Source organism: Streptomyces sp. NBC_00162, assembly GCF_024611995.1.
Taxonomy (GTDB): Bacteria; Actinomycetota; Actinomycetes; order Streptomycetales; family Streptomycetaceae; genus Streptomyces.
Genome location: NZ_CP102509.1, coordinates 4,406,970 through 4,421,844, shown reverse-complemented (window position 1 = coordinate 4,421,844; position 14,875 = coordinate 4,406,970). Strand labels below are relative to the sequence as shown.

Sequence of the window (14,875 nt, the reverse complement as noted above, 5' to 3'; positions counted from 1 at the left end):
GGGACTAACTAGGCTCAAGGGCATGTCAGTGCAGGAGTCCAAGGAATCGCCGGAACCATCACCGGGAACGCCGGACCCGCTGGAGGCCGCCACCCAGGCCACCCGGAGTCTGCAAGGCCTGTCCACCGAGCTCACGGCCCGGGTACCGCAGCTGCTGGAAGCCATGAGGTCGGTCGGTACCGGACTCGAACTGCACTCCACGCTGGACCGGATCTGCGAGACCGCGGCCGAACTCGCGGACGCGCGCTACGCGGCGATCGGCGTCGTCGACACCGAGGGCCGCGGACTTTCGGACTTCGTCACGTTCGGGATCAGCCCGGAGCTGGCCGGGAAGATCGGGCACCGTCCGGACGGGAAGCGGGGGCTGCTGGGGGCGCTCATCTCGCACCCCGACACCGTCCAGCTCGTCGATCTGACGAAGGATCCGCGCTCGGCCGGATTCCCGCCGCACCACCCGGCCATGAAGACGTTCCTCGGTGTCCCGATCCGGGTGCAGGGGGAGATCTTCGGCAATCTGTACCTTGCCGAGAAGAACGGCGGCGGCCCGTTCAACGACTACGACGTCCACATGGTCCGGGTGCTGGCCACCGAGGCGGGCATCGCCATCGGCAACGCCCGGCTGTACGAGGCCGCCACCCAGCGCGAGCGCTGGATCGACGGATCGGTGGCCGTCACCACGGCCCTGCTGTCCGGCGGGGACGCGGACGACGCCCTCGCGGTGGTGGCCGAGCAGGCCCGCCACCTGGCCGACTCCTCGGCCGGGATCGTGATGCTGCCGGCCGAGGAAGGCGGGATGGAGATCGTCGCCGTCTCCGCGGAGAACCCGGCCACCTCGCTCGGCGTGGTGATCCCCGCCGAGAGCCCGGTCGTGCACAGTCTGTTCCAGGGCGAGCCGGTCTTCGTGGACGACGCCGCGTCGGATCCGCGCATGATCAGCGAGATGACCAGCCAGTACGGGCCCTGCATGATGCTGCCGCTGCACAGCGGCGGCCGGGTGCTGGGGGCCCTGGTCACCCCGAGGGCCCGCGGTAAACGGCCGTTCTGCGAGGCCGAGCGGACCTTGGCCACGCAGTTCGCCTCGCAGGCCGCGCTCGCGCTGATGATGGCCGAGGCGCAGCGCGACCGGGAGCGGCTCGCCGTGTTCGAGGACCGTGACCGGATCGCCCGGGACCTGCACGACCTGGTCATCCAGCGGCTGTTCGCGACCGGCATGATGCTGGAGGGCGCCCAGCGCCGGTCCATCGTCCCCGAGGTCCGCGACGGGGTCGGAAAGGCCGTGGACGAGCTGGACGTGACGATCCAGGAGATCCGTACGGCGATCTTTGCCCTCCAGCAGGGCCCGGCGGAGGCTCCCTCGGGGCTGCGCACCCGGGTGCTGCGGGAGATCAACATGGCCGCCGTGCCGCTCGGCTTCAAGCCCGCGCACCGCTTCCTGGGTCCGATCGACGCGGTCGTCGGCGAACTGGTGGGCAAGAACCTGATCGCCGCGCTGCGCGAGGCCCTGTCCAATGCGTTCCGCCACGCCGACGCGTCCCGGATCGAGGTGGTTCTGGACTCCACGATCACGCTGGCGGACGGACGCCCGGGCGTCCGGCTGGAGGTCGCCGACGACGGGGTGGGCATCCCCGAGGGCGGGCGGCGCAGCGGGCTGCGGAACCTGCGCCGGCGGGCCGAGTCGCTGGGCGGCGCGAGCTCGTACGGCCCGGGCATCGGCGAGGACGGCGGCGGCACCACCCTGGTGTGGGAGGCCCCGCTCTAGAGCTGTCCTCCGGATCCCGCGGGGCCTGCCCCTCGGAGTCCCTACTGCTGTCGCTGTGCGATCCGGTCGGCCACGATGCGCTCGATGACGACGGCGACCCCGTCCTCGTTGTTGGCGGTCGTACGGCCGGACGCGGCCGCGATCACATCCGGGTGGGCGTTGCCCATCGCGTAGGAGGTGCCCGCCCAGCTGAGCATCTCCACGTCGTTCGGCATGTCCCCGAAAGCCACGACCTCGGCGGGGGAAATGCCCCGCTCGGCGCAGCACAACGCCAGGGTGCTCGCCTTGGAGACACCCTGCCCGCTGATCTCCAGCAGGGCGGTCGGGCTGGAGCGGGTGATCGAGGCGTACTCGCCGGCAGCCGAGCGGGCCAGGGCGAGGAACTCGTCCGGAGCCAGTTCGGCGTGGTGCGCGAGCAGCTTGAGTACGGGCGCGGCGCTCTCGTCCGTGCCTTCTGTGAGCAGCTTCTCGGCGATGGCGACGTGGGCGCCCGGGTCCTTGAAGAACGGCGGGTACGCAGGCTCGTAGTTGATGCCGGTGGTCAGCTCGACCGCGAAGGAGGCGCCCGGTGTCGCGGTCCGCAGGGCGGTCACGACGGCCAGGGCGGCAGCTCGGGGAAGCGCTCTGACCTGCACGAATTCCCGCCCTGCGTGCAGATCGACGACCGCCGCGCCGTTCGCGCAGATCGCGAGGCCGTGGCCGTGCACGTGGTCGCTGACCACGTCCATCCAGCGGGCGGGACGTCCGGTGACGAAGAAGACCTCGATCCCGGCCTCCTCGGCGGCGGCGAGGGCGGCGACGGTGCGGAGCGAGACGGACTTGTCGTCGCGCAGCAGGGTGCCGTCGAGGTCGGTGGCGATGAGCCGGGGGGTGGGGGTTGGCCCGTCCGGGCACTGGGGAGCCGAGGTCACCGCTCCATCTTCGCCCATCGCCCGTGACCGGCCGGACCACGGTGGGATTGTCCCGTGCCGGAGGCCTCATGTTTCACGTGAAACATGAGGCGGCCGTAGTCTCGAACGCATGAGTCTTCGTCTGAGCACGGTGATCCTTCCGGTACGTCGATGGCACGAAGGAGGCCGTGACCAGTGGCTCCGGGCTGAGCAGCTCGGGTTCCACACCGCCTACACCTACGACCACCTGTCCTGGCGGTCCTTCCGCGACGGTCCGTGGTTCGGCGCGCTGCCCACCCTGACGGCGGCGGCCACCGCCACCGAGCGACTGCGCCTGGGCACGCTCGTCACCTCGCCGAACTTCCGCCACCCGGTGACCCTCGCCAAGGAGCTCATCTCCCTGGACGACATCTCCGGCGGGCGCGTCACGCTCGGCATCGGCGCGGGCGGCAACGGCTTCGACGCGACCGCACTGGGCCAGGAGCCGTGGAGCCCGCGCGAGCGGGCCGACCGCTTCGCCGAGTTCGTACCGCTGCTGGACACGCTGCTGACCGAGGGCGCGGTGAGCCACGAGGGGACCTTCTACTCCGCCGAGGAAGCCCGCAACATCCCCGGTTGTGTGCAGCGGCCGAGGCTGCCGTTCGCCGTCGCCGCGACCGGGCCGCGCGGCCTGCGGCTCGCAGCGCGGCACGGCCAGGGCTGGGTGACCACAGGTGACCCGAAGCTCTTCGAGGACGGCACGCCCGAGCAGTCGCTGGAGGCCATCCGCGGGCAGCTCGCCCGGCTCGACAAGGCCTGCGCGGAGATCGGCAGGGACTCTGCATCGATCGAGAAGATCCTGCTGACCGGCTTCACGCCCGAGGCCAACGCTGTGCTGTCGTCCGTGGACGCGTTCGTCGACTTCGCGGGCCGTCACCTCGAGCTGGGCTTCACCGAGCTGGTGATCCATGCGCCGATCCCGGACTCCGACTTCGCCGTGGACGAGGCGGTCTTCGAGAAGATCGCCACGGAGGCCGCGGCCCAGCTGGACAGCTGATCCCACGCTGCCGCGGTCGTCGCCGCTGCCCTCGGCGGGGGCGGCGACGACCGACGGCAGCCGGTTCAGACAGCCGGTTCAGGCAATCGGCTCAGGCGGTCAGCTGCGCGAACAGACGCTCGGCGGACGGCAGAAGCCAGTCGGGCACATCGCTTTCGGGCAGTGCCTTGACCTCGTCGATCAGCGCGGCGACCCGTGCGGCCCCCGCGTCCGCCCGGCCCCGCTCCTGCTCCGTCCAGGCGGCGTTGTTCAGGCACTGGAACCGGTCCCGCAGATGGTCCGGTCCGAGCTCCGCATAGGCCGAGGCGGCCCGGTCCCAGAGGCCGATCTCCTCCAGACGCAGCGCCTCGATCTCCGCCTCGCTCAGCTTCTCCGGCGCGTCCTCGCCCCCGCCTTCATCCCCGTCCCGGTCGTCGTCCTCGTGCTCGTCCTCGTCCTCGTCGAAGTGTTCCGCCTGCGCGCTGACACGTCGGTCGAGGACCTGCGCCAGCTGGTGCCAGGTCTGGGCCAGTTCGGACCGCAGGTGCGCAGCCCCGGGCTCCGCCGTCAGCGCGGCCTCCAGTACGCCGACCGCCTCGTCCATCAAGGTCCGGGCCCGCGATACGGCCGCGTCGGTGACCGCCTCGCGCAGCCCCAGCCAGGCCAGCGAGCGCAGGACCCGCACCTCGGCAACCGGCGCCTCCCCCGTCAGCCGGTGCAGCTCCAGCGCCCGTTCGTAGGCGGCGACCGCCTCCGTGGCCAGCCCCGCGTCGGACAGGGTGTCGGCGGCCGACTGGGCGAGGCCGGCCTGCGGCCGCGGATCCTCCCACCCCTTGGCCGTCTCCGCCGCCAGCAGGTACTGCTCCGCCGCCGGCCGGAACTCGTTCAGCCGACGCAGCAGATCACCCAGGAACTCCCGGGCGAAGACGGCCTGCTCCTCGCCGTGCTCCAGCAGATCCGGAAGGGCCGACTGCAGGACCTCCGCCGCCTCGGCGGCCCGCCCGTCCTGTGCGTACGCCCGGGCCAGAACCAGCCGGACCTGCGCCCCGCCGTCGGCGGTGAGACCGGCCTGGTCGAACCAGTGGGCTCCCGTCAACGCGTGCCCCGCGGCCTCGGCCGCCTCCCCCCGTCGCAGCAGGATGTCCGCGAGGGTCAGCCGTACGACGCCCTGCGCCTCGGCGTCGGTCACCTCGGCGGCACCCTCCAGCGCGGAACGCGCCGCCTGCTCCGCCTCCTCAGGCCGGTCCAGCCGCATCAGCACCCCGGCCCGCAGCACCAGCGCGTCCACCGCCTGCCACGGCAGGCCCGCCGCGACCGCCCGCTCCGCAGCAGCCGCCAGCAGATCCACGGCCCGCTCCAGGTCGCCCTGCGACAGCGCGATCCGCCCCAGCATCTCCTCGGCCTCGGCCGTGAGATCCGCCAGCGTGCCCTCGTAGGCCGCGACGAAAGCGGTCAGCTCGGCCGCCAGCTCGACATGACCGTGCCCGTGCTCCTCGTCCCCGGTGGCCTCGACCGAGCGCAGGTACGACTCCACGCGGATCGCCGTCAGTTCCGCGAGCGCGATCCGCCGGGTCCGCAGCGGCTCCGCGGCGTCCAGCGACTCCGCGGCCCGCACGGCCACGCCGAGCAGCCTCCTGATCTCCGCGGGCGCGGCCCCGGACTGTGCGGCCACGCTCGCCAGCCGCAGGTCGGTCAGGGCCGCGCGTTCCGCCCGCCCGAGCGCCCGGTAGCCCGCGCGCACCGCCGCCAGCAGCTCCGGTGCCTCCTCGGCCCCCCGCTTCGCCGCGGCGAGCGCCCGGTAGTCCGCCAGGTCGGCCGAGACCAGCGGGTCGGGCTCCGGCTGTGCGTCCACCCGTACGGCCACCTCGGCCCACAGTGCGTCGGCGCCTGGATGGCCCAGGTCACGCGCCTGCCGGGCGCGCTCCACCAGCTCGGCGAACCCGGTGGGCGCCATCGCCGGCGAGGGCGCGGTGGAAAAGCCGGGAGCGGCGGGGCTGACGGCCTGCCCGAGCGCCGCACTGCGCACCCCCAGCGGCAGGTGGCCGATCAGCGGCTCCCGCCCGATCCGCGCCAGGAACCGGTCCGAGACCCGGGTGGTGCCGTTGCGCACGTCGAACTGCCGGGCGATGCCGAGCGCGCCCGCGTGCAGCACCTCGTACAGCTCGGAGACGGTGTGCGGCACGCCCTCGTAGGGGACGGCCGGGCTCTGCCCGTGCCCCAGCTCCCTCAGCCGGCGCAGCAGTACGAGGATGCCGCCGTGGAAGGCCAGCTGGTCGTCGACATTGGCGAGCGGTCCGACGTGGGAGGCGTGCTCGGCCAGGATCTCCAGGCCGCGCGATTCGTTCCCGGTCAGCGCGCAGAACTCGATGTGCTTGGCGACCGCGGGCAGCAGGCTTTCGTTGCCACGCGCCATGCGGTAGCCGCGCAGGTGGTTCGAGCGCGCCTCGTCGGTCCGGCCGAGCCGCGACAGCGGCAGCAGGGAGGTGGCCAGCACCCGGTGCGGCTCCTCGGCGCAGGTGTTCTCACCCGCCAGCACCGGCGCCCAGATCTCCAGGGCCTGGGCGTCGTCGTCGCGCAGGACCGCGTACTGGCCCTGGCCGTTGAGCTCGCAGGCGCGGCAGTCGCTCATGTCGTCGCGATCGGCCGCCAGCCAGCGCTTGAAGGCCCGCTCCGCCCGCTCGTCGTCGCCGATCGCATCGGCGAGCCAGAGTTCGGCCTCCCGTACGGGCCGCTCGCTGTAGCCCGCGATCCTGTATCGCCGCTCCATCTCGTCCAGCCAGCCGGTGGCCGACTCCAGTGGGATCCCGGGGGAGTCGGAGATGGCCGTGGCAACCCACTTGAACTGCCAGAACAGCGAGTGCGCGTCCCATTCCGAGAAGGCGCCGGGATCCTTGTCGTACTCCTGGAGCAGCCGGGCGAAGGGCACCAGCAGCTTCGAGGACTCGGAGCTCCACAGATAGGCGTTGATCAGGTTGTCCAGGGTCTCCCGGAAGAGGGCGCGGTCGCCGCTCGCCTCGGCGGCGGCGACCAGGGCCTCGGCGTGCGCGTTGCGCGCGGAGCCGCCCGGGGATTGGCGGTTCTCCGCCAACCCCTGCTCGATCTCCTGACGCGTCAGGCTCGTCACTTCTGGTCCTCCTGGGCCTCGGTGGAGTGGGTCGCCCATTCCAGGAGCCCGAGGAAGGCCCGGTTGAGCAGGGTGGAGTCGGCGGGACGCAGGGGCCGCTGGGACATCAGCAGGGCCTGTCCGTAGAGCGACTCGACGGCGGTGCCCGTCAGCGCCTCGTCGGGGAGCGCGGAGATCCGCCGGATGAGCGGGTTGTTGTGGTTGAGGACCAGGCGGGCACGGGGCGCGGAGCCGCGCAGCGCGCCCAGGATGCCGCTCCACAGGGAGTCGGCGCTCTCCAGCGCGGCGGTCCGGTCCCGCTCCTGCCGTGCCTGCCGGTCGTCGAGGTAGAGGGCGGGGACGGCGACGGGCTGGAAGGCGCGCAGCACGACGTCGCAGCCCTGCGGCTCCAGGCGGGTGCGTGCGGTGGCGAGGAAGGGGGCGAGTTCCAGTTCGGCGGCGGTGGGCACCGGGTCGAGCCGCTCGGTGACGGCTCCGGCGTCCAGCTCGGTGACCTTCAGCTCGGGCCGTACGGAAGGCAGCAGGGCCAGCAGGTCCGCGTCGTAGGTGTAGCCGGCGTTGATGACGCCGAGTCCGTGGGCCGCGGCGATCGGTGCGATCTGGCGGAACTCCTCGACGGTGCGCGTGAAGTGGACATCGGTGTGGGCGGCCGCGAACTGCTCCAGGCTCATCGGTCCGTCACTGGTCTCGAACGGAAGCCAGGGCAGCATCAGGCCGAGCAGCTCGGGGTCGTGCCGGGCCATGGACTTCACACCGAGGTGGTGGACGCGCAGGAAGGCGGCCAGCCGCTCCGGGTCGCTCGCGGCGAGCTCGGCGAGCCAGCCGCGGACGCGGCTGCCGAGGGCGTCCCGTACGGCGGCCAGGGTCTCGTCGTCGTACAGGTTCTCGCGGGAGGCGGTGGGCCGCAGCGTGTCCGTGTCGAGGACGGCCCGGACGAAGAACGCCCAGTCCGGCAGCAGGTTGTCGGCCCGGTCGGTCAGCAGCATGCCCTTGAGGTGGACACGGTGTCCGGCCCGGTGGGCGGGACTGGTCGGCTCGGGCAGGACGTACGCCACCCCGCGCACTCCGGCGACCGGCAGGTCGAGGTCGATGCTGTCGAGCGGGGTGAAGCCGAAGAGCTCCGAGCAGTGCCCGGCGAGCGCGACGCGCCGGGCGGCGGGGGTGGGGAAGGGCCGGTCCCAGACGGCGGGACGGTCGGTGACCGATCGCGGCTCGCCGCCCTCGCCGTCGTCGAAGGTGATGTCGTACAGCAGCAGGGAGCCGTAGTCGCGGGCCAGCTGCCCGACCTTGGACGGGACGGTCCACTCGGCGGCGCCCGGGCGGGCCTCGAGGACGACGGTGGTCCCGGGCTCCGGGCGTGCCTCGTACGGAAGTTCGCGCACGGTGTACGAACCGTCGTCCGTGGCCAGCCATTCGACGGGCCGGGCCTGGGGATCGCGGGCGGACCGGGTGACGACGCGGATCTGGCGGGCCACGACGAAGCACGCGAGCAGGCCGATGCCGAACTGGCCGAGGAACTCCTGCCGGGCCGCCTCCAGTCCGTGCTCGCCGCCGCGCTTGGAGCTGCGGCCGATGGTGGCGAGGAGGGAGTGGGCCTCGGCGGCGGTCAGGCCGATGCCGCTGTCCTCGATGGTCACCCGGCCGCCGGTGGCGGTCAGCCGGATGCGGATCTCGGCCTGAGGGTCGAGGGTCTGGCGGGCGGTGACGGCGTCCACGGCGTTCTGCAGGAGCTCGCGGACGTAGACGCGCGGGCTGGAGTAGAGGTGGTGGGAAAGCAGGTCGACCAGGCCGCGCAGATCGACTTGGAAGTTGTGGGGTGTGGACGTCATGGGGCGTCACCTCGCGTGCGTACGGGGATGGTTCGGCGATCGCGAGGTCCCCCCCTCACAGATCCCGGAGTGGGCAACAGATTAGGGGGATGGTCCGACAATCTCTGAGTGAATTCCCGTCCGGGGAAGACGCCCGGGAAGTGCCGGCCGAGAACGGTCCGGGACGTCCTGCCGGTTCCTACTGGAAGCGCAGGAACTGCGGCGGTACGGCGTCCACCAGCCACACCCCGTTGGCGCTGATCCGGAAGACGTGCCCGGCGGCGCGCATCGCGCCCGCGTCCACGCTGAGCACCACGGGCCGGCCGCGTCGTGCGCCGACCCGGGTCGCGGTCTCCCGGTCGGGGGACAGGTGCACGTGGTGGCGGGCCATCGGGCGCAGGCCCTCGGCGCGGATCGCGTCCAGGGCGGCGGCGACGGTGCCGTGGTAGAGGTACGCGGGCGGTTCGGCCTCCGGAAGGTTCAGGTCCACGGCCACCGTGTGGCCCTGGCTGGCCCGGATCCGGGTGCCGTCGACGGCGAACCTCTGCTTGTCGTTGGCGGCGACGACGTGATCGAGCTCGGCCCGGCTGAAGGCGAAACCGTGGGCGGCGGCCGCGCGCAGCAGGTCGTCGATCTCCACCCAGCCCTGGGGGTCGAGCACCAGTCCGATCCGTTCCGGCTGATGTCGCAGGTGTTTCGAGACGTATTTGGACACCTTCACGGTGCGCCTGTCATCCATGGCCCCAGCCTGCCCGGTCGGGCGGCCTTCCGGCAGGGATTTTCGGGGTGCCGGCCCGGTGTGGACACCCCCTATCGTCATTCCAAGATACGGAATACATTTTCCGCTGCCACTTCTGCTCAGGGGGAGAAACCATGACAGCCCATACCTCTCTGCCACGTCGTGCGGCTGCCGAACTGATCGGCACGGCCGGCCTGCTCGTGGTCGTGGTCGGCTCCGGGATCCAGGCCGCCGAGCTCAGCCGCGACACCGGTGTCGCCCTCATAGCCAACTCGCTCGCCTCCGCCATCGGCCTCGGGCTGATCATCACGCTCTTCGGGCCGCTGTCCGGCGCCCACCTCAACCCGGTGGTCACCCTCACCGCCTGGTGGTCCCGGCGCACCGGCGGGGAAGGGCTCGACGGCCGGGAGGCACTGGCCTACGCCGCTGCCCAGACGGCCGGAGCGATCGGCGGGGCGGTGCTCGCGGAAGCCATGTTCGGCCGGACCCCCGGCACCTTCGCCACCCAGGTGCGCGACGGCGGCCACCTGCTGGTCGGCGAGGTCGTCGCCACCGCCGGACTGGTCCTCGTCATCCAGGGCCTCGGCCGCATCGGGCGTCCCAAGCTCATTCCGGCCGCGGTCGCCGCGTACATCGCCGCGGCGATCTGGTTCACCTCCTCCGGCTCCTTCGCCAATCCGGCCGGCACCGTCGGGCGCAGTTTCAGCGACTCCTTCACCGGCATCGCCCCGGAGTCCCTCCCCGGTTTCGTGGTGGCGCAGCTGATCGGCGGGATCCTCGGCCTGGCCCTCGCCGGCCTGCTGTACGGAACCTCCCGGTCCGCGAAGCCCGTGCCGGTGGAGACCCTGGCCGAGCCCGGGCCGGTGGACGGGACGACCCCCACCAAGGCCGCGTACGAGACCATCGGCTGACCTCTCAGCCTCAGTTGCCCACAGGGAAACGGGACTTGTCCACAGCCGTTTGGGCGGGTTTTGACGGCAAACGAGTGATCCGCCCTGTGGACTACCGACCGGGCTCCGCCCGCCGCGCCAGATCGTTCATCGTCCGGGCCTGGAGCTCCCGCTCCGTCGCGGCCCGGACGAACTCCGCCACGTGATCGGCGCCGACGAGGTCCTGCACCGCCCGCACCGTCCCGGCCGGCAGCGCCACCGGAGAGGGACCCGACGGCTGCGGTGACCCGCTCGCCCCCAGGTGTCGCTGCAGATGCCGGGTCGCGAACAGCCGCATCGCCCGCGCCAGCTCCGCGTCCACGGTCTGCTGGGCCAGCGGCCGCAGCCGCCGCACCATCGTCGCCGCCTCCGCCGCGTCCGCGTCGGTCGGAGGCACCTGCCCGAGGTAGCGCGCGAAGACGTGCTCGGTGGTGAACTCCAGGAACCGCGAGGCGATGTGCTCCACCTGCCCGCGCAGCTCCCGCAAGTGCCCCGTGATCGCCGACAGCGGCACCCCGGCCGCGTACAGCTCGGCCGCCACCGCCAGCTCCTGCGGCGAGGGCACCAGGAACTGGTCCGGGCGGCCCGCGATCCGCTCCAGCACACCCAGTTCGCAGGCCTCGTCCACCGCGTCGTCGTCGGGCCTGCCGCCGAAGCGCTCGTTCAGCTCCTCCCGGCTTATGCGGGCCGCCTCCTCGTCGGTCCAGGGCCCGTGGACCTCGGCGACCAGCCCGAGTACGCCTCCCAGCCCGCGCCCCGCGTCCCAGGCCTCCAGCAGTTCCTTGATGGAGGCCAGGGTGTAGCCGCGGTCGAGCAGGTCCGCGATCTGGCGCAGCCGCGCCAGATGCGTGTCCCGGTAGACGTTGGAGCGGCCCCGCCGCTCCGGCTTCGGCAGCAGACCCCGGTCCTGGTACGCGCGGATCGTGCGCACCGTCGCCCCGCTGTGGTGCGCCAGATCCTCGATCCGGTACTCGGCTACCGCCTGCTCGGACAATCCCGGCTCCCTACGACATCGCGGCTCGGCCGACCGCACCCGCCGCGGCCCGGGCGGCAGGTGACGCCGCAAGGTACTCGACCGCCCTGCGCAGCGAGCCCTCCTGCGAGGGATGGTACGACCGCCGGAAGTAGCGGGGTATGGCCGTGCCGAGCTCTCTCCACGTCGGCAGCAGGCCCTTGGCCACCGCGCGGTTGTGTCCGCGGAGCGAATAGCGCAGCCGGCCGCCCGGTTCGGGGTCGTTGCGCATGAGGTACGAAGCCCCCCACACCCACAGCCACGCCAGGACGGGCGCGACCACGACCATCCCCTCGATGCGCCGCGCGTACCGGGGCAGGCCCGCTCCCCCGCAGTGCTGGTACATGTCGAAGGCGACGGAGCGGTGCTCCACCTCCTCCGCGCCGTGCCAGCGCAGCAGATCCAGCATGATCTCGTCCGCACCGGCCCGGTCCAGCCCCTCGGCGCGCAGCACCCAGTCCCCGAGGACCGCAGTGAACTGCTCGATGGCGGCGACCAGCGCGAGCCGGAAGCGCAGCCACTCCTGCGCCGAGATCGGCGCCCCGAACGGCGGGGTCTCCCCGAGCAGCTTCTCGAAGAGGAAGTCCACGTGCCTCGTGTACGCCTCCGTCGGCAGCCGCTGCTCGGCGAGGTGGTCCAGTACGTAGGAGTGCTGCACGCTGTGCGTGGCCTCCTGGCCCATGAACCCCTTGACGTCCTTGCGCAGCTCGGGGTCGGTGACCAGCGGCAGGCCCTCCTTGAAGACCTTCACGAACCACCGCTCCCCGGCGGGCAGCAGCAGGTGCAGCACGTTGATGACGTGGGTGGCGGTGGGCTCGCCGGGTATCCAGTGCAGCGGTGTCGCCTTCCAGTCGAAGGCCACCCGGCGCGGGCTGATCACGTACGAGGCCGCTGTCACAGCTTGGGCTCCACCTTCGCGATGCGCCGCAGGGTGCGCGGGGCGAAGCGGGACATCCACAGGGCGCCCTTGGACTCGGGAGTCACCGGCACCACGGCCTCGTTGCGCACCACGGCCCGCAGGATCGCGTCGGCGACCTTCTCCGGCGGGAAGTTGCGCAGGCCGTACAGCCGCGAGGAGCGTACCTGACGGCGCTTCTCCTCGGCCTCGTCCACCCCGGCGAAGCGCGAAGTGGAGGTGATGTTGGTGTTGACGATGCCCGGGCAGATGGCGGAGACGCCGATGGACTTCGACGCCAGTTCCGCGCGCAGGCACTCCGACAGCATCAGCACCGCGGCCTTGGAGGTGCTGTAGGCGGGCAGGGTCCTGGAGGGCAGGTAGGCGGCGGCGGAGGCGGTGTTGACGATGTGCCCGCCCTGACCGCGCTCGGCCATCTGCTTTCCGAAGATCCGGCAGCCGTGGATGACGCCCCACAGATTGACGTCGAGGACCTTCTTCCAGTCCTCGGCGCTGGTGTCGAGGAAGGCCCCGGACAGGCCGATCCCCGCGTTGTTGACCAGGACGTCCACGATCCCGTACTCCGCGGCCACCTTGGCCGCGAGCTTCTCCATGGCCTGCTCGTCGCTGACGTCCGCGCACTCGCCCCAGGCCTCGGGGGCACCGACCAGGCGGGCCATGTCCGCCGTGCGCGCCGCACCCTCGGCGTCCCGGTCCACGGCCACCACCCGGGCCCCTGCCTCGGCGAACGCGAAGGCGGTGGCCCGGCCGATGCCGCTGGCCGCACCGGTGACCAGGACCAGCTGGCCGCCGAAGCGGTCGGAGTACTTCCCCGGAGCCTTCTGCTCCGGTGCTCGCGTGGCGGGCTCCTCCCGGGCGGTGACGAACTCGGTGATCCACGCGGCCAGCTGGTCGGGCCTGGTCCGGGGCACCCAGTGCTTGGCCGGCAGCGTGCGGCGCACCAGATCCGGGGCCCAGGTCTCCAGGTCGTCGTAGAGCCGCTCGGACAGGAAGGCGTCCCCGGTCGGGGTGATCAGCTGCACCGGTACGTGGGCGTACGCGTCCGGGCGCGGCCTGCGCAGCCGGGGGCGCACGTTGTCGCGGTAGAGCCAGGCTCCGTGCGCCGCGTCCGAAGGCAACGAGGCCGTCGGGTAGGAGCCGGCCGGTACCTTCTCCAACCGCTGGAGGATCGCCGGCCAGCGCTTGCCGAGCGGCCCGCGCCAGGCGAGCTCCGGCAGCACGGGCGTGTGCAGCATGTACACGTACCAGGATTTGGCGCCCTGGCCGAGCAGCTGCGCCGCCCGGCGCGGGGTGGGCCGGGTCATCCGCTTCTTGATCCAGTGCCCGAAGTGGTCGAGGGAGGGGCCCGACATCGAGGTGAAGGAGGCGATCCTGCCCTCGGTACGGGCCACCGTGGCGAACTCCCAGCCCTGTACCGAACCCCAGTCGTGGCCGACCAGGTGGACCGGCCGGTCCGGGCTGACCGCATCGGCCACCGCGAGGAAGTCGTCGGTCAGCTTCTCCAGGGTGAAGCCGCCGCGCAGCGGCTGCGGCGCGGTCGAGCGCCCGTGGCCGCGTACGTCGTAGAGCACCACGTGGAAACGGGCGGCCAGCCGCTCGGCGACCTCCGACCAGACTTCCTTGCTGTCCGGGTAGCCGTGCACCAGGACCACCGTGGGCTGGTCGGCGTCGCCGAGTTCGGCCACGCACAGCTCCACCCCGCCGGTGCTCACCCAGCGCTCGCGCGCGCCCGCCGGTCCCGCCGTACCCGTCCCGTTCATGCTGCTCATGCCGCCTTCTCCTCAGCCCAGCGCCGCACGTGCGGCAGATCGTCGTCCAGCCAGAACGCGCTCTCCTCGGGGTCCCGGGAGTCGGTGACGACCAGGATCTCCTCGAACTTCGCACCGGTGCCCCGGAAGCCCAGATGCGGCTCCACCGCCCACAGGCCGGGCTGCGGCGGGTGGTCGGAGAAGTGGTACGGGCTCCACAGCGGGGACCATCCCTCACGGTGCCCGTGCAGGGCGTCGGAGGCCAGCCCCTTCAGGGACTGGGTGCCGAACCCGAACGCCGTCGGGGACCAGCGCCGCTCCTTGACCCGGTCGATCTTGTGCGCGATCACGCCGAAGGGGTAGGCGCGATGCCGGTTGGCGTACCCCTGCCGGTTCATGAGCCGCTCGACGTTCTCGTAGATCTCGCGCAGGGAGCGGCGCTCCCGCACCTGCTCCAGGATCAGGGTGCGGTGGGCCTGCAGATCGGACATGAGCCGGTCCTGCACCGGATTGAGTCCGAGGCTGCCCGAGTACCCGATGTCCGCCGCGTAGCCCTTGTAGACCGGGGCCATGTCGAGGATGAAGGGCATCCCCGGCTCCAGCTTCCGGTTCGTCGGGAAGAACTGCAGCGGGATACGGAAGTTCGCGAAGGCGGTGCGGTCCCCGAACCAGGCGAAGGGCAGGTGGAACCAGTCGCGCACCCCGCGCTCGCGCAGCCACTCCCGCTGCATCCGCGCGGCCTCGCGCTCGGTCATCCCGGGGCGCAGCTGCGCGGCGACGGTCTCCGCGCACTCGTAGGAGAGGCGCTGCACTTCCCTGAACCCGCGAAAATCGTCCCCTGCCATGTTCAGCACCCGTCTCGGTCGCCGTACGTGCCCGTAAGTTGACACTGATGAATGTGACAATGACCGGAGATCACGTCAAGGGCCGTGCAC

Annotated in this window: 11 protein-coding genes; 3 read left to right on the top strand and 8 right to left on the bottom strand. The window is 72.1% G+C overall.

Annotation, left to right across the window (positions count from 1 at the left end; all coding sequences use genetic code 11):
* Window positions 1–22: 22 nt before the first annotated feature.
* Entirely contained in the window at window positions 23–1,759 is a 1,737-nt protein-coding gene (locus JIW86_RS20620) for a GAF domain-containing sensor histidine kinase (RefSeq protein WP_257555322.1), read from the top strand.
* Between the two features lie 41 nt (window positions 1,760–1,800).
* Here JIW86_RS20620 and JIW86_RS20615 read toward each other — a convergent pair whose 3' ends face one another.
* The gene (locus tag JIW86_RS20615) at window positions 1,801–2,688 is read right to left on the bottom strand and encodes a Cof-type HAD-IIB family hydrolase (protein ID WP_257555321.1); all 888 of its coding nucleotides are present in this window, start codon (window positions 2,686–2,688) and stop codon (window positions 1,801–1,803) included.
* Window positions 2,689–2,779: 91 nt separating this feature from the next.
* On the opposite strand from JIW86_RS20615, the gene JIW86_RS20610 reads away from it, so the two are divergent.
* A complete protein-coding gene (locus JIW86_RS20610) occupies window positions 2,780–3,685 on the top strand; it encodes an LLM class flavin-dependent oxidoreductase (protein ID WP_257555320.1) in 906 nt (301 codons plus the stop codon).
* 91 nt (window positions 3,686–3,776) lie between these two features.
* On the opposite strand, the gene JIW86_RS20605 is transcribed toward JIW86_RS20610, so the two are convergent.
* The 3 genes from JIW86_RS20605 to JIW86_RS20595 all read right to left on the bottom strand — a co-directional run bounded on the left by JIW86_RS20605 (window position 3,777) and on the right by JIW86_RS20595 (window position 9,335).
* Window positions 3,777–6,788 (bottom strand): tetratricopeptide repeat protein, encoded by a 3,012-nt coding sequence (locus JIW86_RS20605; RefSeq protein WP_257555318.1) that lies wholly within the window; start codon window positions 6,786–6,788, stop codon window positions 3,777–3,779.
* Entirely contained in the window at window positions 6,785–8,617 is a 1,833-nt protein-coding gene (locus JIW86_RS20600; protein WP_257555316.1) for an HSP90 family protein, read from the bottom strand. The genes JIW86_RS20605 and JIW86_RS20600 overlap by 4 nt, the downstream gene beginning before the upstream one ends.
* A gap of 178 nt (window positions 8,618–8,795) precedes the next feature.
* On the bottom strand, window positions 8,796–9,335 hold the full coding sequence (locus JIW86_RS20595) for an RNA 2'-phosphotransferase (RefSeq protein ID WP_215139759.1): 540 nt from the start codon (window positions 9,333–9,335) through the stop codon (window positions 8,796–8,798).
* Window positions 9,336–9,469: 134 nt separating this feature from the next.
* Between JIW86_RS20595 and JIW86_RS20590 the strand changes: the two genes are divergently transcribed.
* Window positions 9,470–10,246 (top strand): aquaporin, encoded by a 777-nt coding sequence (locus JIW86_RS20590; RefSeq protein WP_257555314.1) that lies wholly within the window; start codon window positions 9,470–9,472, stop codon window positions 10,244–10,246.
* Window positions 10,247–10,337: 91 nt separating this feature from the next.
* On the opposite strand, the gene JIW86_RS20585 is transcribed toward JIW86_RS20590, so the two are convergent.
* From JIW86_RS20585 to JIW86_RS20570, 4 genes are read right to left on the bottom strand one after another with little or no spacing between them, the layout of a single operon-like run.
* Complete coding sequence (locus JIW86_RS20585; RefSeq protein WP_215139757.1) at window positions 10,338–11,258, bottom strand: MerR family transcriptional regulator; 921 nt, start codon at window positions 11,256–11,258, stop codon at window positions 10,338–10,340.
* A gap of 10 nt (window positions 11,259–11,268) precedes the next feature.
* On the bottom strand, window positions 11,269–12,174 hold the full coding sequence (locus JIW86_RS20580; protein WP_215139756.1) for a metal-dependent hydrolase: 906 nt from the start codon (window positions 12,172–12,174) through the stop codon (window positions 11,269–11,271).
* Window positions 12,171–13,961 (bottom strand): SDR family oxidoreductase, encoded by a 1,791-nt coding sequence (locus JIW86_RS20575; protein ID WP_257555313.1) that lies wholly within the window; start codon window positions 13,959–13,961, stop codon window positions 12,171–12,173. The genes JIW86_RS20580 and JIW86_RS20575 overlap by 4 nt, the downstream gene beginning before the upstream one ends.
* Window positions 13,958–14,785, bottom strand: coding sequence for a M24 family metallopeptidase (locus JIW86_RS20570; RefSeq protein ID WP_215139755.1), 828 nt, complete (start codon window positions 14,783–14,785; stop codon window positions 13,958–13,960). The genes JIW86_RS20575 and JIW86_RS20570 overlap by 4 nt, the downstream gene beginning before the upstream one ends.
* Between the last annotated feature and the right edge of the window lie 90 nt (window positions 14,786–14,875).